We start from the raw sequence: 19511 nt of genomic DNA on the forward strand, positions 1-19511 counted from the left end.
TGACCACGGCACAACAGCTCGCCGCGATCGCCGGGCACGACCTCACGCCCCCGTAATCCTCACCAAAATCTAGGAGTTATTGATCGGCAGCTCCCTGCCTCCACCGGCACTACGACTTTCACACTGAGCCGAGGTTGCGCCCGGCGCCCTTTGCTCGAGTTCCTGCGCGAGTTCCAGCCAGGCTACGGCACACGACCGAGCCAACTCGGCGACGGAGTTCCGCCAGTGCGGTGGAACGGCATCGATCAGCTCGCACCACTCAACCGGCTCGATGGCGTGACTGTCGACCCACCGGACGAAGGCGCGGCCATTCTCCGCATACTTCACCGCGGGATCCTTGCTCAGACTGCCCCTCACCGAGCGCCAGTCAATGCTCTGACGGGCGTTGCCCACCCTCTGCCGCTGCGCCTTCACCGCGCCCTCGACGGATGGCCCGCGCTCCTTGGCCGTGCCGCGCTGCGAGGTCAGGACCGGGTCCCGGCCTGCTCGCAGCCGTTCACGCACGTCTCGCGCTGTGCCCACCGAGACGCCGGCCTCCCTGGCGATGGCACGCAAGGGCGCATCGGGCTTCATGGCGATTACCTCGCTCGCCCGCCGCCTGCCCGCCGAACCGTCCACGGGACGGACCCGCCCGTCTCTCCCCACACGGCCGCTCTCCCGCTCGGCCGGGACGAATGAGCGCTGCCGGATCGCGCTCACCGTCGCCGGAGACAGCCCAGCAGCAGCCGCGACAGCCCGGTCCGACCATTGCTGATATATCGAGAGGATACGGCCGGCCGCCGCCTCACGATCGGCCAGGGAAAGCGGCATCCCATGCCTGATGTTGGCATCGACAGAGAGCAGAAATGCTTCTTTTTCGTCACCTTCGAAAAACTTGACGGAGATGGTCTCGTCACCCCGGAGCTTCGCAGCTCTCAGCCGATGCATGCCGTCAATGACCGTCATCGTGCTCCGGTGCACAAGAATCGGCGGAAGATCCTGTGCCGCAGCCAATAGCTTTACATGTTCGGGATTCTCCCCGGTCAGTCGGGGTGAACAACCAGGAAGAAGCGAGAGTATCGGCACCGAATCCGGGGCCGTCCCGGCCGGCGCGACTGGGCCCTCCGTATGTGCCTCCCGCACGGCGAATCCCTTGCTGGATGAGTTGCTGTCTGTTTCCAGGGCCTCTAAATTGCTCCACATCCGAACACTCACCTATCGACAGGTAGGAGCTGGTGTACGTACGGAAACTGGTCCTGCGGAAGTCAACGTGAGACATCACTCCAGTGCGCCGCATCTGATGTTCCATCCCCGGAAAGCAATACGTCTTCCCTCGTGCATCATTGCCGGAGGGCCTCACCGTGAGCAACACCCGCCAGGGCTCCAGCGTGGGTAGTGTCTACTACTCGATCGAGCAGTGGACGAGAAGAAGCTGCTCCGCTAACCTCGTTTCGAATTCGCCAACATCGTTTCAACAGAGCGCCACCCTCTTTCCGTTACGTGAACCACATCCCCGGGAAGACGCACTTACGCGCGGAGTCAATTCTTTCCGCTGGCGATCGCTGCAAGACGTGGAACGTCGACCGAAAGGAGAATTTCCGGTGAGGAATTTCAGGCGGCTGCGGAGTCGGCGCCTCGGGTACGCGGTGACCATCGCCACCGCGGTTGCCCTGGTGGGATCCCTGACCAGTGCCGCGCCGGCGTCCCCGCAGAGGGCGGCGGGCTTCGACCTCGACAGCGGGAACGCTCTGAGCGAAGTCGTCTACCCAAAGTTCCAGCGGGTGTCGCGCGAGCAGAGCTCCGGCCGTTCGGTGTCGTTGACCGTGGATCACGCCATGTTGATAGAAATGCCGTGGTTTGATGCCATAGCTCCGTATCACCCGACGGCGACGGGTATCTTTTCGGATCTCGGCCGCCGTCCGAAAGATGAACGCACGACGCGCAACAAGAACATCGCTGTCATCTACTCCGCCTTCACCTCGCTCAACGCGCTCCTCCCGCAGTACAAGTCCAGATGGCTTGAGATGATGGAATCGGCGGGTCTCGATCCTGACAACACGAAGGAAGACCCGACCACTCCAAGCGGTATAGGAATTCTTGCCGCCAAGAACGCCATGGCGGCGAGGGCGGATGACGCTTCCAACCGGAAAGGCGATATAGGTGGCCGTAAGTACAACCGGCAGCCCTACGCCGACTACACGGGCTACAAGCCGGTCAACAGTGCGGATGAGCTCCGCAACCCCTCCCGCTGGCAGCCGAACGTGGTCTCGACGAACAGCGTCTATAAGGTCCAGCAGTTCGCGACTCCCCAGTTCGGCCGTCTGAAGCCGTTCTCGTACGACAGTCCCACCCGGTTCAAGGTCTCTCCGCCGACCAATAGCAACCACCACAATCACAGGGCCTACAAACGTCAAGCCGACGAGGTCCTGAAAGCATCGGCGGGCCTGAATGATCGCCAGAAGATGACCGCCGAGCTTTTCAATGACAAGGTTCTGACCTTCGGAGCCGTCGCTGGTACTCCGGTGGTCACAGGAGGCAAGTACGATACCGAGAAGATGGTTCAGTACATCACCAGTTCCGACGTGGCCTTTGTTGATGTCACCATCGCTACGTGGTACTTCAAGCGCAAGTACGATTCGGTGCGTCCATTCAGTGCGATCCGGCACCTGTACGGGAATAAGAAGATAACTGCATGGGGCGGGCCTCAGAAGGGCACCGTCAGCGACATCACCGGAGACGAATGGCAGAGCTACCTGAACATGAACTCTGCCGACCATCCCGAGTATCCTTCCGCCACTTCGTCGCTCTGTCTTTCCTTCGCCCAGCAAGTACGACGCTTCACCGGCACTGACAAGATCGACATCTCCGTCCCCGTGGCTCAGGGTTCCTCCCTCGTTGAACCGGGAGTCACTCCGGCCAGTGACGTCACGCTGCGCTGGAGCAACTGGACCGATTTCGCCAGAGACTGTGGTGAAAGCAGGGTCTGGGCCGGCGAGAATTTCCCGTCCTCAATTGAGGCCACGTACCAGTACGCACCGGAGATCGGCGACCTGAGCTACAACTTCGTTCAGCGCAAGCTGAACGGCGGCTGAACTTCCGCGTGACCGATTCCGGCTGCCGACGGTGCCCTCGGGCTCCGTCGGCAGCCGGCTGCTGTCTGCCCAGCCGGCTCGGCGACGGGGCCTCGCCATGGACGCCTTCCGCAACGGCTGTCCCCGGCGGGCGAGTTGAGGAAGGTCGCCAGCCGCACTTTCAGGCCATCCATGGCCTGCCGCTGATCCGGCGCCGACTCGGCAGCCACCACCCTTGGAGCCTCGCTTCTGGCGAATCTCCACGTCGATCCCAGGCCCGGCATGTCCACCGCGAGCCCGCGCTTCTTGCCGCGCGCCCGTTCCTCCGGATCCCGCCCCGCCGCTGCGGCCGGCTCCCGAGGCGTGATCACCCTGCGTGTCGGGCGCCGGCGGGCTCGGGGCTGCTCATCGTCCCGGCTTCTCTCTCACCTGTCTGCGCAGCAGGTCATGGACGGTCCGATCGGTGCCCATGTCACGCCACTTGGCGAAGGAGCAGTACACCGGGCTGCGCCTCGGCAGATCCTGCGGCAGATATCGCTGTCGAGCAGAACCCGGCCGGCTCGGGGTTCGTACCCCAGCCCAAGCGGGGTGGTGGAACAGGCCTGTGGCGTCCTCGTTCTGCACCGCTGCTCGGTACGTGACGACGAACACCGGCCCGCCATCGCGACGTCGCGCGTGTTCTGGGCGATGAGCGACGTAACAGCACGCCCGCCGACCGGCACCTCCATCCCGGCCGCGGAGGCAGTGACCGGCCCGCCTCGCCCGAGCCCAATCACATCGGACGTCAACCCGTCAAACGCCTTTTCAATAAAGATCGAGGGTAGAAGAGTTGAGGATGGAGGAGTTAAAGTGAAATCAATTTTGCGGTCTTGCACGCAACGGGGGCATAATGTCAACAATCTACCATGTGTTCATAGTAAGGTTAAAGTTACCTGTTTCGACGGCACGCGACATCAGTCCCGGAGTTTCGAGTCGGGATTCCGCTCACGGCGCACGAGGGACTCGGTGGCACCTGGCCACCGCCGTCGGTCACGGTTCCCGAACGGCCAGGGCGGCCGCGCCTGCGGGATTCGGCGGTTTAGGAGACCGGTGGTGCCGTCTCCGAACACCGTCCGGTCGGTGCGCGCGACCGGCGGAGTCGGCTCTCGCGCTCGGGCCGACCCTGGGGGGCGGCTCGATGACAGACGTCCTTCCGTCTTGTCCCGCGGCGGCGAAGACGCATTCCCGGTTGATGGAGGGGTACGCCCGCACGGACGTGTATCCGGCCCCCGATGTCTCCTCCGTGGGGACTCGGCCGCGACCCGACCGGAAGCTGGTACGGCTCGCGGTCACGGCGGACAAGCGGTTGTACGTGAGGAACGTCCACGATGTGCTCGGCCGCAGCCGCACTCTGGCCACGCTGCCCCGGCCGGTCCAGGAGGCGTTCGGCAGGGTGGCGCGGGAGGCGGCTGCCGACATCATCCAGCACAGTGAAGCCGATCACCGCTCAATCGAGGTCTGGACCGGCAGCAGGACCGCGCATCTGCGGATCACCGGCGACGGTGTGGGGCGGCGCGGCTCGGTCCGCGGGACCGGGGTCGCCGGTCTGACGACGCGGCTGCGCGCCGTCGGCCGCACACTCATCCACGGCCCGGGCCCTGATCTCACCCATCGCGTCGAAGTGACAGCGCCGTTCAGCCGCAGCGACTGGTGGAGGGAAGATGACGATCAAGGTTGTCCTGGCCGAGGACGAAGCCCTCACCAGGGAGGCCCTCGCTGCACTTCTCCAACAGTCGGGAGACATTGAGGTCGTCGCCCACACAGGACGGGGCGACAGCGTGCTGGAGCTGGTGGACGACCACCAGGCGGGGCTCGCCGTTCTCGATGTGTGCATGCCGGGCATGAACGGGATCGATGTCGCCGAGCAGCTGAACCGGGAACGGTCCGGTTTCCCGGTGGTGCTCCTGACCTGCGACGCCCGGCCCGGGCACCTCCAGCGGGCCATGAAGGCCGGAGTGCGCGGAATCCTCACCAAGGAGACCTCGATCCGCGAGCTGTGCAGGGTGATCCGTGAGGTGGACGCGGGGGGACGGCACGTCCCCTTCGAGCTGGTCGCCGAGATGCTGGCCGTCGGCGAGAACCCGCTGACGGCCCGCGAGGCGGAGATCCTGAAGGCGGCCGAGGACGGCCGCCCCCTCAGCGCCATCGCGTCCCAGCTGCACCTGAGTCCGGGAACGGTGCGAAATCACATTCACTCGGCCATCCACAAGCTGAAGGCGGGCAACAGGATGAGTGCCGTGCACGCCGCTTCGCGGGCCGGCTGGATCTGAGTCGAGGGAAGCGGACGGGTCACCGGCCGCGGCCACGCGCCTTCGACCGCGATGGCCCGGTCGGCTCGACCGTCCCGGTGGCCGGTTCCGGCCCTGGTGGTGGCCGGACTGCGCCCGCCTTCGCGGCGTAGGCGGTACGGCCGGGCAACGGCTGACCGTCAGGCGGGTGTGGTGCCGCCACATGACCAGACTCATGTGGCGCCACCGCACCCGCCGCTGCCGTGCCGCATGGCGGTTATTCCCGGCCAGTGAACGGCTGTTGCAGGCAATGCAACAAGGGCTCACCCAGGACACGTAGTTCTCGCAGGTCCAAGAGCCGACTGCGGTCGGCGAACCGGTGCCCGGCCGGCCACGGCGAGCCGGACGTTTCCTCGGCCGGGTCGGGGTCCTGTTCTGCCAGCAGATGGACGTGGAATGGCCGGGTCAGGCGGTGCGGCGGAAGCGGGACAGAGCCAGCCCGCTGAGGACCATTCCGATCAGCCCTACCACCAGGGCCACGACGGCTCCACCTCGCCCGTTGCCGCTGCCGACACCACCGTCGGAGCCGGCCAGAGCAATCCCACCGAGGACCATGCCGGTCAGCGCCACCACCAGGCCCCCCATGGCCCCGCGTCGCCCGTTGCCGCTGCCGCTACGGCCGGCGGAGCGCAGAGCCCATCCACCGATGCCCACGCCGATCAGCGCCACCACCATGGCTGCCATGGCCCCGCCTCGCCCGGAGCCGCCACCACCGTCGGCGGCCGAGACGTCCGCGACCGCCGGTGTGGCAAGGCAGAGCCCCCCGAGCAGGGCGGCTGCGACTGCGGTAAGCAAGTGACGGACGGACATTGAGGATCCCTTCGGTTGCACGACAGGTACGGGCGAAAGCGTATGTACCGGCGTGGTCACGGGTCGTCATGCCGAAGTAGCCGATGGGCCTACCGTCGGGGTGGTACGCGCTCGGGGCGGAGCCTGCTGTTACAGCAGTCACGTACCGCAACCGCAGCAACCGTACTCAGGTCACCCCGGCCTTCTGTCGCCGCCATGTGACTGCGATGGCCGCCGGCGACCGTTCGAGTCTCTCGCCTCGGCTGCGCACGACCTCGACCACCTCAGGCCCGCCCTCGCGGCGACCAGTTTCCTTGACCTGCGGGTACTACCAGCCTTCCTCCTCCACGTCCACGAGCACCCTTCGCGAAGCCCGAGATCGCCTGGTACATGTAAGACCGACCGGCACATGGGAGGCGGCGTCGCGGGGCTGGGCACGCACATCTGCGGCGTTGTCGTCAGTCAACAACTCCCCCATAGCCCTGAAGGCATGGGGGGACCCCCTTCGCGTTGCCTCCCTCCTCCGCCTTGCAGCTGCACGCACCCAGCCCCGCTCCTTCTCCCACCCCCCATGTGCCGGTCGGTCTAAAGCGCCGGATTGGCCCCGAGTACCAGCTCCGCGACGGCCCAGCGCAGTCACGGCGGCACGCCCGCGCCGCCGAGCGACTGGGGCGGGCCGATCAGATACCAGCCGGACTCCATCCAGGCGCGGTAGGCCTTCCTGAACGGCTCGGGCAGAGTCACCGAGCGGCCCTCGGGGTCGTACACGGGCGGGGTGCGATCCACTTCGATCGCGGGGTCGGCGAGCTGCTCGACGGCGAAGCGCTCCACTTCGGCGAGCAGGTCGCGGGCGGTCTCCCGGGTGGTGTCCGTGAAGGCGCCCCGGCCGTACGTCTCCGCGCGGCCGAGCAATTCGAAAAGGTTGAACTCCAGGTCCCTGAGGTTGGACCGGTAGTGGCTCACAGGCGCTTGTCTCCTTCGTGGTCGAGGGACTTCATGACAGAGGGAGGTCATGGCAGAGGCCCGACCGGGCACGACCGGCCGGGCCCCGCACACACTCCTGGTCAGGCGAACGTCACCCGGGCCACGGGGGCGAGCTGCCCCTCATGGAGCAGCACCCGGCAGCGGAACCGCTGGATCTTGCCGCTGGGCGTCTTCGGCAGCACACCGCGCGGCAGGAACAGACACTCTGCGAGGGCGACCCCGGCCTTCTCCATGGCCAGGGCCGCCGCCTCCTCGGCGATGGGCCGGTAGTCGCGAGGGTTGCCCTGCGGCTCCACCATCAGGATGAGCCGGGACATCCCCGCATCGCCCGCGTCGATGACGGCCGCGCACCCTTTGCGCACGTTCCTGAGGCTGTCGACCGCGGACTCGATCTCGGAGGCATAGACCTTCCGCCCGCCCACCGACAGCATGTCGTCGGCGCGGCCCAGGACGTACAGCTCGTTGTCCTGGACGAAGCCCAGGTCGCCGGTTTGCAGCCAGGAGTCCTTGAACCTGACGGCCGTGCGCTCCGGGTCGGCGTAGTAGCCGTTCGCCAGGCTCGGCGACGACACCTGGATCTCCGCGATCCGGCCGCCCGACCCGGCCCGCACGGTGACCCCGGGCAGGGCAGGGCCGTTGGAGACGAGCCGGGTGGACTTCGGGTGGTCGGGCGCCACCTCGATCACCGAACCCTCGACGAGCGCGGGCCCGTCGAAGGCGAGCGCTTTGGGCGCCTGCGCCCAGGGCTTGCCAGTCACCGCGAGCGTCGCCTCGGCCATGCCGTACGCCGGCTGGAACGCGGAGTCGGCCAGGCCGAACGGCCGGAACTTCTCCGTCGCCGTGACGAGTGTGTTCCAGTCGACGCGCTCCGCGCCGATCACGGCGGCCCGCAGCTTCAGCTCCTTCGGCAGTGAGCCCCGCCCCTGTGCCCGCGCCGCGAGATACACGGCCGTGCTGGTGCCCGCCGTCATCGTCGCCTCGTACTCCGACATGTCGCGGAACCATGTGCGCGGCGCCATCCCGAACCGGTCGGGCGAGGACAGTACGAAGTCGAAGTCGTACGCCCACGAGTACAGCAGACAGCCGAACATACCCATGTCGTGCGAGAGGGGCAGCCATGAGGCCACGGTGTCCGAGCCCGGTCGGCCGCCCGTCAGGTGCAGGATGATCTGCAGCTGCTGCTCGATGGAACGGGTGGTGAGCGCACACCCCTTGGGCATGCTGGTGGAGCCGGACGAGTACTGGATGAACGCCAGGTCGTCCCGTCCCGGCGGGCTTGGCTCGATGCGCCCCGGGCCGCGCAGGGCCGACCAGCCGCGGACCGGAAGGTGCTTGATCAGCTCCTCCGGGACCATGCTGGTCAGCCAGTCGTCGACGAGCAGGAGCGTCGGGTCCAGCCGCGCCGAAAGTGCGAGGAGCTGCTCACCGTACGCCTCGTGGCTCTGTCCGCGGGTGGGTAGCGGAAGCGAGGCCACCGCGCCGCCCGCCAGCCAGACGGCGAGCAGCCCGCGAACGGTGTCGGGGGTGTTGGTGAGGATCGCGGCGACCCGGGTGCCCGGCCCCACACCGAGGGTGCGGAGTCCGGCGGCCATCCCGTGCGCGTCCTTGACGACCTCGCGCCAGGGCGTGTGGGCGAACTCGTCGCCGTTCCACTCGTGCAGTACGCCGTGCGAGGCACGGTTGGTCAGGGCGTTGAAGAACTCCACGTACGTGTTTCCCCGTCTCTTGTGGTTCTCTCGTTTGCCCGGGTCTTCCTTCGGCCTACTCGACGTCCACGAGGGAGGCGTCGGAGTCGCGGGGGCGTTCGGCCATGGGGGCGAGTGACTGCTGGGACTCCAGGAGTTCCTTCCTGTCCATCGAAGACCCGCTGACCCGGCTGATGTTGGCCTCGCGCATGGTCATGCGCTCGGGGTCGACACGGACGACCTTCCAGGCCAGGTGGGTCTTCTCCAGGGACCAGATGAGCATCGCCGAGAGGTCGATCTCGTACCACTTCATGCCGTGCCTGGCGGAGCGGGGGAAGGCGTGGTGGTTGTTGTGCCATGCCTCCCCGAACGAGGGGATCGACAGCCAGGCCACGTTGCGCGACTGGTCGGTGGTTTCGAAGCGGCGACGTCCGAAGACGTGCCCGACGGAGTTGACGGCGTACGTCATGTGGTTGATGAGGAAGATACGCACCAGACCGCCCCACAGCATGCCCGTCAACCCGGCCCGCACCGAGCCTCCGGTGATCGCGTAGGCGATGACGCCGGGCAGGACCACACTGGAGACGGTGACGAGGAGCAGGTGCTCGCTCAGCCAGCGCAGAGGCTTCTCGCGGACCAGGTCAGGGCAGTAGCGCATCGGGTCGGAACTGAGTTCGACATCGAAGAGCCAGCCCAGGTGGGCGTGCCACAGCCCGGCCATGGTGCCCTTGAAGCCGGGTTCGAAGTCCAGGTGCGGGGAGTGCGGGTCGCCCTGCTTGTCGGCGACGCGGTGGTGCTTGCGGTGGTGGGCGGCCCAGATCAGCGGCGGCCCCTGCCCGGCCATCACGCCGGCGGTGGCGAGGGCGATGCGGATGGGCTTGTAGGTCTCGAACGAGCGGTGGGTCAGCATGCGGTGGTAACCGGCGGAGATCCCGAAGCCGGAGACGGCGTACATGATGACCAGCACGACGACGTCCGACCAGCCGAAGATCTCGTTCCACAGCAGTCCCATGGCGCCGAAGACCGCGACGAGCGGAATCAACGACGCCCCGAGTATGAACCAGCGATGCTTCCTGCCGTCCATGTGCTTCTCACTTCCGGGAGTTGACTGTCTGTCTGTTGCGGGTGTTACCTGCGCCCCTGGCCTTGCGGAACAGGGGCAGAAATGCCGTGCGCAGCACGGGAATGAGCAGCGCGCGCGGGGTGTGGCGGCCCGCGAGGTACTGGGCCTTGGCGACAGGTCCGGGGACCACGACGCGGCGCCCTTGGGCGAGACCGCGCAGGCCCGCCTCGGCGACGCGCCGGGGTGTGAGCCAGGCGAGGAACCGATGTTCCTGCAGCTGCGAAATGCCGCCCACGGCATAGAAGTTGGTGCGCACGGGCCCGGGTGAGAGCAGCGTGCAGCTCACGCCGGTGCCGCGCAGTTCGTCGTGGAGCGACTCGGCGAAGGTGTTGGCGAAGGCCTTGGTCGCCGAGTAGGTGGCCGCCGTCGGCACGGGCTGGTAGCCCGCGGTCGAACCGGTGACCAGAATGCGGCCGTGACGGCGGGCCAGCATGCCGGGGAGGAGGGCCTGAGTGAGGGCGTGCAGTGAGACGACGTTGACCTGGACCTCGGCGGTCTCCTTCACGGGGTCGTTCTCGCTGAACGGCCCGCAGGTGGGAAACCCCGCGTTGGCGCAGAGCACCGACACCGGCTCCCCGGCGAGTTCTCTGGCCAGCTCACCGCGCGCGGCTGAGTCGGCCAGATCGCAGGTCCTGACGCGCACGGTCACGCGGTGCTTGTCCCGCAGCTCCTTGGCGAGCAGTTCCAGGGCCTGGCTGTTGCGCGCGGTCAGCCACAAGCCGTATCCGCGCGCGGCCAGGCCCCGGGCGAGGTGTTCGCCTATGCCGGAGGAGGCGCCGGTGACGACCGCCCACTTCGGGGCGCTCACGCGTGGTTCCCCGGGGAGCCGAGGTGCGTGGCGAGCCGCCCGGCCGCCGCGCGGCCCGTCCGCGCGCATGCCTCGATGGACACACCCTGGATGTAGTCACCCGCGAGCTCCAGGCCTGCGATGTCGGTGACGCTCCGGCGGACTTCGGCCAGGAACTCGGCGTGGTAGGGGAGATAGCCGCTATAGGCGGCCTTCCAATGCTTGACCAGGCGATTGACGCGCTCGGCGCGCGGCGCGCCCAGGTACTTCACCAGGCGCTCCTCGGTCTCACCCGTGAGCCGGTCGATGTTCTCGGCGCTGAGGTCGGTGAGCCTGCCCTCGCGGCCGCTGTAGGTGTAGCGGACGATGTGGCGGTCCTCCTGGCCGTACGAACCGGCGTTGCTGCACGGCCCGTCGTCCATGGCGAGCGCGCGCACGTCATGTGTGAACATGTCCCGGTCGTACTCGACGAGCACCACGGTCGACGGGAAGTAGTTCACGTCGCTGAGCCGGCGGGCGAGCGCGGGCCGGGCCGAGCGGACGATCTCGGCGGTGGCGTAGGCGGGAGTGGCGAGCACCACGCCGTCGTAATCGCTGGACTTAGCCTCGGCGCCCTCCTCCGAGATCCGCAGGCCCGTGACCTTGCCGTCGCGGATCTCCAGCCCCTCGACCGCCGAGTTGAGCCGCACCGGTACGCGCTTGGCGAACGCTTCCAGGACGGGCTGGATGCCGCCCGACAACTGGTCGTAGTGGTCCATCAGCATCGCAATGTTGGTGCCGAAGGTGCCGGGGTAGACCTCGCCGGGTTCGGCTCCGTTGTTGCGGATCACCATGGGCCGCACCAGCATGTCCGTCATCTCGGGACCGAAGAACTCGCTGAGCGGGGTGTGGTCGTGCTTGCGCGACACGCCGCTGAAGTAGCGCGAGCCGAGGAAGCGGTTGCGCCGGTCGGCGCGGATGCGGGCCGCCATGCCCGCCATCCGCGCGAAGTCCCGGGACGAGCCCATGCGCCGGATGTTCCTCAGGGTCTGGCTGCGGCGCTCGCTGTCGAGCGTCAGCACCTTGCCGTCCTTGATGCGGGACGCGTTGTATCCGAAGCTCTCGTACACGTCCGAGCCGAGCTCCGAGGTGAACCAGCGGAAGGTGTGGTACTGGCGGCCAATGTTCTTTCCGCCCGTCATGACGCGCCGGTCGCCCAGTTTGTCGAGGCCGAAGCGGCCGCCCAACGTGCCCTCTGCCTCGATGACTTCGACGTCGTGGCCGAGCAGGTCGAGGCGGAGCGCGGCGGTGAGACCCGCGATGCCGCCGCCCACCACTGCCACGCGCCGCTGTGTACGTTCAAATGGCATGAATCAGACTCCGTGGATGTGCGTGGCCGAACAGGGACGCGGACCCGAGTGGGGCAGCAGCTCGATATGGCCCTGGACCACCGTCTTGCCGAACTGCCGCAGTCGCACTGCCACCGGCAGGCGACCGTCGGCGCCAGGCGTCCTGACCTCCGCCTCATGGACGAGATCCGCCTCGAACTCGGCGAAGTCCAGGAAGGACGCCTCGCAGCCGACGACCATGGCGTGCGGGGACGCGATGGCCCCGCTCCGGCAGGCCGCGGCGACGGCCGCCTGCCGCAGGCCCTCGACCATCAGGGGGCCCGGTACGTGGTCGTACTCGTGGTCGAAGAATGCGGGGTGCCCCTGGTCGGCGGCGAGGAGATAGCGGATCCTGCCGCCGTCGGGCTCTGTGTCCTCACGGTCCGCCGAACCGATGACGACGTTGCGGGGGGCCTCCCGGCCGACCAGGGCGGGCGGTAGCCGGCGCGTCGGTGTCAACCGGGAGGTGTCCACCGGCTTCTGGGCCCGCTGGAAAGCGCGGAAGACGTCGTAGTCCTCCTGCGACATGAAGGCGAGGACCGCGCTGAGCGTCATCGCCCGGCGTCCGCCGATCTCCATGACGCCTTCGAGGGTCATGCTCACCACGTCGGAGCCCTTGCCCTGCCGTTCGGCGACGCGGTAGTGCAGATAGCCCTGAAGAGCGGAGGTCCCGTCATCCGCGTACGCCTCCGGGTCCTCGACCCGCAGCGTGATCCGCTGGAGGCTGAAGGGCAGCCCCACCGGCACGCCCACATGGCGGTGCAGCAGCACGAAGATCGACTGACGCGCAGCTTCGGCGGACGCGAACGGGTCGTGGTGGGACGCATGCCGGTCGGACCACAGGCTGTGCGCGCGGGGGATCTGGAAGGACAGATAGAAGTCGTCGTCCGAGCCCTGCGCGGAGTCGGCGACGAAGACCTCGCCGATCTGCCTGCGGTGCGCGAGCGAGCGCGGCACGGTCTGCTCGAAGCCCAGCTGGATGCCGGGCGGCGGCAGCGCGCCGGGGGCGGTTGCGTACGGGAGAGTGCTGGTCATCTACTTGGCTCCGGTTCAAGCGGGTCCTGCTGTACGGGGTGCGGCTGAGGGCCGCTCTGATAGACGGGCCTGCGCATCGCGCTCCGGCGGCTGATCTCCGTGCCGGCGAGCCGGACCAGCTCGTCGACCGCGGCCCGGCGCCGGCCCCGGCCGCTCAGCACGGCTTTGCCGGTGGCGCCGAGAACCCGCCCCGGGGTGAGCACATCCATGACGGAGGCGCGGTGGCTCAGCAGGTCCAGTACGCCGTCGACCTTGCCCTTGGCGTGCAGCGCGCGGACGACCCGCGGGACGACGCCCGCGATGGGGCCTGCGACGCCGAGGTCCGTGGCCAGCCCGTAGTACTCGGCGTAGGTGCGGTCCCGCCACGTGCCGAACTCGGCGGTGGCGCGGTCGAGCCGGGCGGTTTCGGGCAGTGCCGCCACGATCGCGGGCGCAAGCCGCTCCGTCTGGTGAAAGGCGTCCCCGATGCCGCGCCCGCCCGCCGGGTCCTTGAAGTGCCCGGCATCCCCGAGCAGCACCCAGCCGGCGCCCGCCGCCTCGCGGAAGTACCCGAAGAAGCGGCGGATGCCGTAGATCCTGCTGGCCCGGGTGGCGCCCGAGAGGGCCTTGGCGATGGGCGCGCAGCGCATGGCGTGGGCGTGCAGGGAGCCTTCGAGGTCGGCGCGGAAGGACTCGCGTTCGTGCTGCTGCGGGGAGACGCCCACGATGTAGAGGCCGTTGTCGGCGGGGCCGCCGAGCATGTGCCGGTCGCCCCAGCGGTGGAAGACGAAGGTGGGGCGCTCGCCGAGGTCCGTGCCTTCGAAGTACGTCCAGTAGTAGCTGCGTTCACCGGGGCTGACGTGGTACATGCGGGAGCCGCAGGCCTCGGCGACCTTGGAGTTCCGGCCGTCGGCGCCGACGACGAGGCGGGCGCGCAGAACGGTCTCGGTGCCCCCGGACACGGCCCGGACCCCCGAGACGCGGCCGCCGTCTCGGACGACCCCGACGACCCGGGTGCCCAGACGCACCTCGGCGCCCGCTGCGCGGGCCGCACCCACCAGCACGGGGTCGAGAACCTCCCGGCGGATGCAGGCCGCGCCGCCGACGTCCCCGTCCTGCTGGGGGAAGGCGGCCAGACAGCGGAACTCCTCCAGGCGCATGTCGACATGGCTCATCGGGGTGACCCCGGCGGCCCTCAACTCGTCCATCAGACCAAGGCGGTCGAGGAACGCGAGGGAGTCGGCCTGCAGGATGTTCGAGGAGAGCGTCGAGCGGATCTGCGCGGCCTGGTCGAGCACGGCGACCCGCAGGCCGCGGCGGGCGAGGAGCACGCCGAGGGTGGAGCCGGCGCAGCGCGCGCCGACGATGACGACGTCGAAGTCCTCGGTGGGGACGTCCCGTATGCCGCCACTCACGACGCGCCGTTCCAGCGCACCGCGGCCGCGGCAGCGAAGTCACCGGCATGCGCGAACCCGGACATCACGACGAGGTCGCCGTCGCGCAGTTCACCGGCGCGCGCGGCCTGGTCGAGGGTGATGGGTACGGCGGCACCGTACAGATTTCCGAAGCGGTCGAAGGTGTCGAAGTGGCGCCTACCGTCGAGTTTCAGGGCCTGTCTCCAGTTCCTCAGGAAGATCCGGTTCGGCTGGTTGGTGACGAGGACGTCGATGTCGGACGGCTCCTCGCCGAGGTCCGAGCAGAGCTCCCGGACCAGCTCGGGGACGAGCGAGTTGCCGCGCCCCATGACCTCCTGCTGCTTCGCGTTGTCGAACCAGATGTCCGTCTGGCCGGTGCCGGGCTCCCAGTACTTGCGCCCGTCCGGAGCCGCGAGCCCCAGGTCGACCGAGTACTCGGGAGTGCTGCGCTTGCGTACACCCAGGATCGGCGAACCGCCGCCCGCCTCCAGATAGGCCACGCCACAGCCGTCGCCCGGTACCGCCGCGTGGGAGTGCTTGCGTACCTCGGACTGGGCGAACATCTGCCCCGCGGTGTTCTGCACATTGGCGATCAGGGCGGTCCGCGCGGAGCCGTCGGACATGATCTTCTGCGCCAGCTGCATCATGTACATGAACGAGGCGCAGCCGCCGTTGTGCAGGTCCACGATCCAATCGGGGCTGATGCCGAGCCGGTGTGCGGCCTGGGCGCCGATGCCCATGAACGGCTCGTCCGGGAGCAGCACGTTCGTGAGGAACACATCCGCCTGGGGCTTCCGGCCGAGCCGCTCGAAGAGGGGCGCGGCCGCCTTCGCGATCATGTCGGAGGCGCGCTCGTCCGGAGCGACGTGGTGCCGAGACGCGGGGACCTTGAACAGCGGGGCGTTGGCGAGTGGGTCCACCGGGGCGTCCGGGTCGTGGAAGAACTCGGGCCCCACGACCTTCTCGGGCAGATAACTCCCGAAGTCGACTATGCCGACGGGCTGCATGACAGTTCCTTTCGAAGCCAGTCCTCGACCGTCCGTGCCGTCTCGGCAGCGTGTTCTTCGAGGAGCGAGAAGTGATCGCCCGGGACCGGCGTGACGGTGTCGGCCGCGCGCCACAGACGCCAGTTCCCGCTGTTCGGTGCGTCGGGGCCACGCTCGGCGGTGAGGAGCAGGGCCGGGGCGGTGAGCGGGTCGCAGGCCCAGTCGTCGAAGAGGCGCAGATAGCCGCCCATGGCCAGGACGCCCGCGTCGTCGACGTCGGCCAACACCTGCTCCCTGTCGAGGATGTGCCCCATTGCCCAGCCGAACACCTCACTCTGCTGGGCGGGTTCGGGTTCGTACGTGTCGATCAGAACGACGCCCGCGACCTGGTGCCCGGCGCGTTCGAGACTCGCGGCGGCGGCGTGCGCGAGAACCCCGCCGATGGAGTGCCCGGCGAGCAGCACCGGGGCGCCGGCCGCAGCCTTGAGGGTTTCGGCGGCCAGGCTGCCGACCGCCGCGTGCCAGGACCCCGGGAGAAGTGGTGAGGTGCCACCCAGGCCGGGCAGGGTGAGCGCCGACATCCGCAGCCGGCGTCGGAAGCCCGCGGCGAACCGTGCGAACTGGTGCGGGCCGGAACCGGCCAGGAAGGACGGCACGCAGACCACTGCGGGCTCGGCGGGGCCGTCGGAGAGGAGGGCGGGTCTGGGCGGTGCGGCGAGCTGGTCGGGGGACGAGAAGGAGGGCAGTACGGAGGCGGCTTGCCGCAACTGCGGGATGGCGGCGGGGAGGCCGTCTCGGGCATGGGCGGATCTGAGGAGGGCGGTGTAGCGGCCCCGGGGGGTGGGAACCGGTGCGGGCTCCTGTGCCAGGAGCGCGGGCTCCTGCACCTGAGGTGTGGCCTGTCCGATCAGTGGCCGCAGATGGTCCGCGATCGCCTGCGGGGTCGGGTGGTCCACCAGAAGCGTCGTCGGCAGGTCGAGCCCGGTGGCGGCAGAGAGGTGCCGCTGCAACCGGACGGCGCCGAGTGAGTCGATGCCGAGCTCCAGGAGGGTTTTGTCCGCGTCCACGGCCGTGGTGCCGTCGTATCCGAGGACGAGGGCAGCCTGGGCCAGGACCAGGCCGAGGACGTCCAGCGTCGGTGCCTGGGGGGTGGGTGCCTCCGAAGTCCCGCTCCTGGAGACCGCGTTGGTGTCCACGTGCTGCGGGTCACGCACGGTCTGCTGTACGTCGATCCAGTGGCGGCGCGCCTGGAACGCGTACGTGGGAAGGCTCACCCGGCGGCCCGCAGCCGGTGCGAACAGCCCCGCCAGGTCGGCGCCCGCGCCGTGGGTGTGCAGCTCGGCGAGTGCGGTCAGGAGCGCGACGGGCTCGGACTTGCGCCCGTCGAGCGCGGAGGCGAGGACGGCGGCCGACGGGGCGTCCAGGCACTCCTGCGCCATGCCGGTGAGCACCCCGGCCGGGCCGAGCTCGAGGAAGGCGGTCACACCCGCGCTCTCCAGGGTGCGCGTGCCGTCGTAAAAGCGGACCGGGCGTTCGGCGTGGCGCACCCAGTAGTCGGGGCCGGCCAGGGCGGCCGGGTCGGCGAGGGTGCCGGTGACGTTGGAGACGATCGGGATGCGTGGCTCCCGGTATCTCAAGCTGCCTGCGATCTCGGCCAGTTGACCGAGCATGGGGCGCATCAGGGGCGAGTGGAAGGCGTGGCTCACGCGCAGTCGTCGGGTGCGTCGACCCCGCTCCCGCCAGGGGAGTTCCCAGGCGCCGATGGCGTCGGCGGGACCGGACACGACGACGGAGCGCGGTCCGTTGACGGCGGCCACCGCCAACTGCTCGTGCTTCGCCAGGTTTTCGCGGACCTCGTCCTCGGATGCCTCTACGGCGACCATCGCACCCCCCTCCGGCAGGGCCTGCATCAGTGCGCCGCGGGCGACGACCAGTGCGCTCGCGTCGGCGAGGGAGAGGACTCCGGCGACATGGGCGGCGGACAGTTCGCCGATCGAATGGCCCATCAGGAAATCGGGGGTGAAGCCCCAGGACTCGACGAGTCGGTAGAGGGCGACCTCCAGGGCGAACAAGGCGGGCTGGGTGTAGCCGGTACTGTGCAGCAGCTCCGCCTCCGGGGTGCCCTCGGCGGCGGACATCACTTGTCGCAGCGGTCGCTCCAGATGCCGGTCCAGTCCGGCGCACGCCGCGTCGAGCGCGTCCGCGAACGCCGGGTGGGCGGCGGCGAGCTCACGCCCCATGCCGGTGCGCTGCGAGCCCTGCCCGGAGAAGAGGAAGGCCGTCTTGCCCGCGCGTGCGGCCACGCCCTGGACGACGTTGCCCGGGAACTCGTCCGCGCCGAACGCCGCGAGACCGGCGAGGAGTTCGGCACGGTCGGCGCCGATGACGACCGCCCGGTGCTCGAAGCGGGCCCGGGTGCGGGCGAGGGCGGCGCCGACCTCGGTGGGCGCGGCGTCCGGGTGTGCGGTGTCGGGGGGCGCGGTGAGGTGGGTGTGGAGGCGGCGGGCCTGATCGCGGAGGGCGGCGGGCGTTCTGGCGGAAAGCACCCACGGGACGACGGGGAGTACGGCCAACTCCTCCTCGCCCACGTCATGCTGGTCCTCCGGTGGCTCCTCGACGATGACATGGGCGTTGGTGCCGCTGATGCCGAAGGAGGAGATGCCGGCGCGCCGGACGCGCTCCCCACGCGGCCAGGGCGTGGCCTCCGTCAGCAGGGAGATGCCGCCGGACCAGTCGGTCTTCGACGTGGGCCGGTCGACGTGCAGGGTCCGGGGAAGCACCTCGTGGCGCAGGGCCTGGACGATCTTGATGAGACCGCCGACTCCGGCGGCCGCCTGGCTGTGCCCGAGGTTGGACTTCAACGAGCCCAGACGCAGGGGCTGTTGCCCTCCACGTTCCCGGCCGTAGACGGCGTTCAGCGCGTCGATCTCGATGGGGTCGCCGAGGGTGGTGCCGGTGCCATGGCCCTCGACGGCGTCGACGTCGGCGGGACGGACGCGCGCGTCGGCGAGCGCCTGACTGATGACGTGCTGCTGGGAGGTGCCGTTGGGCGCCGTGAGGCCGTTGCTCGCGCCGTCCTGGTTGACGGCCGAGCCCTGGACGACGGCGAGGATGCGGTGGCCGTTGCGCCGGGCCTCGCTGAGCCGCTCAAGGAGGACGACGCCGACGCCCTCGCCCCAGCCGGTGCCGTCCGCCGCCTCCGCGTAGGAGCGGCACCGGCCGTCCGGCGAGAGGGCGCGCTGCCTGCTGAACTCCGTGAACACACCCGGCGTGGACATCACCGTCACACCACCGGCGAGCGCGAGGGAGCACTCGCCCTGACGCAGCGCCTGCGCCGCCAGATGCACACCGACCAGAGATGAGGAACACGCCGTGTCGATGGTGAGGGCCGGGCCCTCGAACCCCATCACGTACGAGACACGCCCCGACAGCACGCTGCCCGCCGAGCCGATGCCCCAGTAGCCCTCAAGCTCGCTGGGACCGGACCGCGCGAGCTGGGCGTAGTCCTGCCCGGTCGTCCCCACGAACACGCCCGTACGGGAGCCGCGCAGCGTGCCGGGGTCGATCCCCGCGTCCTCCAGGCACTCCCAGACGGTCTGCAGGAGCAGCCGCTGCTGCGGGTCCATGGCCCGTGCCTCGGTGTTTCCGATGCCGAAGAACTCGGCGTCGAACTCCGTTGCCCCGTCAAGGAATCCACCGGAGCGGGTGTACGTCGTCCCAGGGCGGTCGGGGTCGTCGTCGAAGAGGCGGTCGAGGTCCCAGCCCCGGTCGGAGGGGAAGTCCGAGACCACGTCGCGCCCGGCGGCCACGACATCCCACAGGTCGGCGGCGGACGCGACGCCGCCCGGGTAGCGGCAGGCCATGCCGACGATCGCGACGGGTTCGTTCGTACGCTGCTCGGCCTGCCTCAACTGCTCGCGGGTTCTCTGGAGTTCGGCGACCACTCGCTTGAGGTACTGCAGTGTCCTGTCGTCGTCCGGCATG

At 69.1% G+C, this 19511-nt stretch carries 13 protein-coding genes; 2 read left to right on the forward strand and 11 right to left on the reverse strand.

Translation table 11 applies throughout. The annotated features are described in order from the left end of the window. Window positions 1–69: 69 nt before the first annotated feature. Window positions 70–1122 carry a ParB N-terminal domain-containing protein gene (locus tag ACGFSA_RS30125; RefSeq protein WP_393309232.1) on the reverse strand — a complete coding sequence of 351 codons (1053 nt, stop codon included), beginning with the start codon at window positions 1120–1122 and terminating at the stop codon, window positions 70–72. Window positions 1123–1625: 503 nt separating this feature from the next. On the opposite strand from ACGFSA_RS30125, the gene ACGFSA_RS30130 reads away from it, so the two are divergent. Both ACGFSA_RS30130 and ACGFSA_RS30135 read left to right on the forward strand, forming a co-directional pair. Next, complete coding sequence (locus ACGFSA_RS30130; RefSeq protein ID WP_393309208.1) at window positions 1626–3071, forward strand: DUF6851 domain-containing protein; 1446 nt, start codon at window positions 1626–1628, stop codon at window positions 3069–3071. Between the two features lie 1679 nt (window positions 3072–4750). Then, a complete protein-coding gene (locus ACGFSA_RS30135) occupies window positions 4751–5359 on the forward strand; it encodes a response regulator (protein WP_393309209.1) in 609 nt (202 codons plus the stop codon). Between the two features lie 423 nt (window positions 5360–5782). On the opposite strand, the gene ACGFSA_RS30140 is transcribed toward ACGFSA_RS30135, so the two are convergent. From ACGFSA_RS30140 to ACGFSA_RS30185, 10 genes are all read right to left on the reverse strand, one after another. After that, window positions 5783–6187, reverse strand: a complete 405-nt coding sequence (locus tag ACGFSA_RS30140; protein WP_393309210.1) for a DUF6223 family protein — start codon at window positions 6185–6187, stop codon at window positions 5783–5785. Between the two features lie 615 nt (window positions 6188–6802). Next, window positions 6803–7129 carry an acyl-CoA dehydrogenase family protein gene (locus ACGFSA_RS30145; protein WP_393309211.1) on the reverse strand — a complete coding sequence of 109 codons (327 nt, stop codon included), beginning with the start codon at window positions 7127–7129 and terminating at the stop codon, window positions 6803–6805. A 101-nt stretch (window positions 7130–7230) separates the two neighbouring features. Continuing rightward, window positions 7231–8856 carry an AMP-binding protein gene (locus ACGFSA_RS30150; protein ID WP_393309212.1) on the reverse strand — a complete coding sequence of 542 codons (1626 nt, stop codon included), beginning with the start codon at window positions 8854–8856 and terminating at the stop codon, window positions 7231–7233. 55 nt (window positions 8857–8911) lie between these two features. Beyond that, window positions 8912–9919, reverse strand: a complete 1008-nt coding sequence (locus ACGFSA_RS30155) for an acyl-CoA desaturase (protein WP_393309213.1) — start codon at window positions 9917–9919, stop codon at window positions 8912–8914. Between the two features lie 7 nt (window positions 9920–9926). Then, entirely contained in the window at window positions 9927–10766 is an 840-nt protein-coding gene (locus ACGFSA_RS30160) for an SDR family NAD(P)-dependent oxidoreductase (protein WP_393309214.1), read from the reverse strand. Further along, entirely contained in the window at window positions 10763–12067 is a 1305-nt protein-coding gene (locus tag ACGFSA_RS30165) for a protoporphyrinogen/coproporphyrinogen oxidase (RefSeq protein WP_393309215.1), read from the reverse strand. Before ACGFSA_RS30165 ends, ACGFSA_RS30160 begins: the two co-directional genes overlap by 4 nt. Before the next feature lie 30 nt (window positions 12068–12097). After that, entirely contained in the window at window positions 12098–13147 is a 1050-nt protein-coding gene (locus ACGFSA_RS30170; protein ID WP_393309216.1) for an AfsA-related hotdog domain-containing protein, read from the reverse strand. After that, window positions 13144–14541 (reverse strand): NAD(P)/FAD-dependent oxidoreductase, encoded by a 1398-nt coding sequence (locus ACGFSA_RS30175; protein WP_393309217.1) that lies wholly within the window; start codon window positions 14539–14541, stop codon window positions 13144–13146. The genes ACGFSA_RS30170 and ACGFSA_RS30175 overlap by 4 nt, the downstream gene beginning before the upstream one ends. Next, entirely contained in the window at window positions 14538–15548 is a 1011-nt protein-coding gene (locus tag ACGFSA_RS30180; protein ID WP_393309218.1) for a 3-oxoacyl-ACP synthase III family protein, read from the reverse strand. Before ACGFSA_RS30180 ends, ACGFSA_RS30175 begins: the two co-directional genes overlap by 4 nt. Next, a complete protein-coding gene (locus tag ACGFSA_RS30185; RefSeq protein ID WP_393309219.1) occupies window positions 15530–19510 on the reverse strand; it encodes a type I polyketide synthase in 3981 nt (1326 codons plus the stop codon). The genes ACGFSA_RS30180 and ACGFSA_RS30185 overlap by 19 nt, the downstream gene beginning before the upstream one ends. Window position 19511: the final 1 nt, after the last annotated feature.

It is taken from the genome of Streptomyces sp. NPDC048496 (genome assembly GCF_043200055.1).
Lineage (GTDB): Bacteria > Actinomycetota > Actinomycetes > Streptomycetales > Streptomycetaceae > Streptomyces.

Bases quoted from the DNA above. Each gene is read 5' to 3' on its own strand.
- ACGFSA_RS30135 (WP_393309209.1), top strand. From the start codon at position 4,751: ATGACGATCAAGGTTGTCCTGGCCGAGGACGAAGCCCTCACCAGGGAG.
- ACGFSA_RS30140 (WP_393309210.1), bottom strand. From the start codon at position 6,187: ATGTCCGTCCGTCACTTGCTTACCGCAGTCGCAGCCGCCCTGCTCGGG.
- ACGFSA_RS30155 (WP_393309213.1), bottom strand. From the start codon at position 9,919: ATGGACGGCAGGAAGCATCGCTGGTTCATACTCGGGGCGTCGTTGATT.
- ACGFSA_RS30170 (WP_393309216.1), bottom strand. From the start codon at position 13,147: ATGACCAGCACTCTCCCGTACGCAACCGCCCCCGGCGCGCTGCCGCCG.
- ACGFSA_RS30180 (WP_393309218.1), bottom strand. From the start codon at position 15,548: ATGCAGCCCGTCGGCATAGTCGACTTCGGGAGTTATCTGCCCGAGAAG.
- ACGFSA_RS30185 (WP_393309219.1), bottom strand. From the start codon at position 19,510: ATGCCGGACGACGACAGGACACTGCAGTACCTCAAGCGAGTGGTCGCC.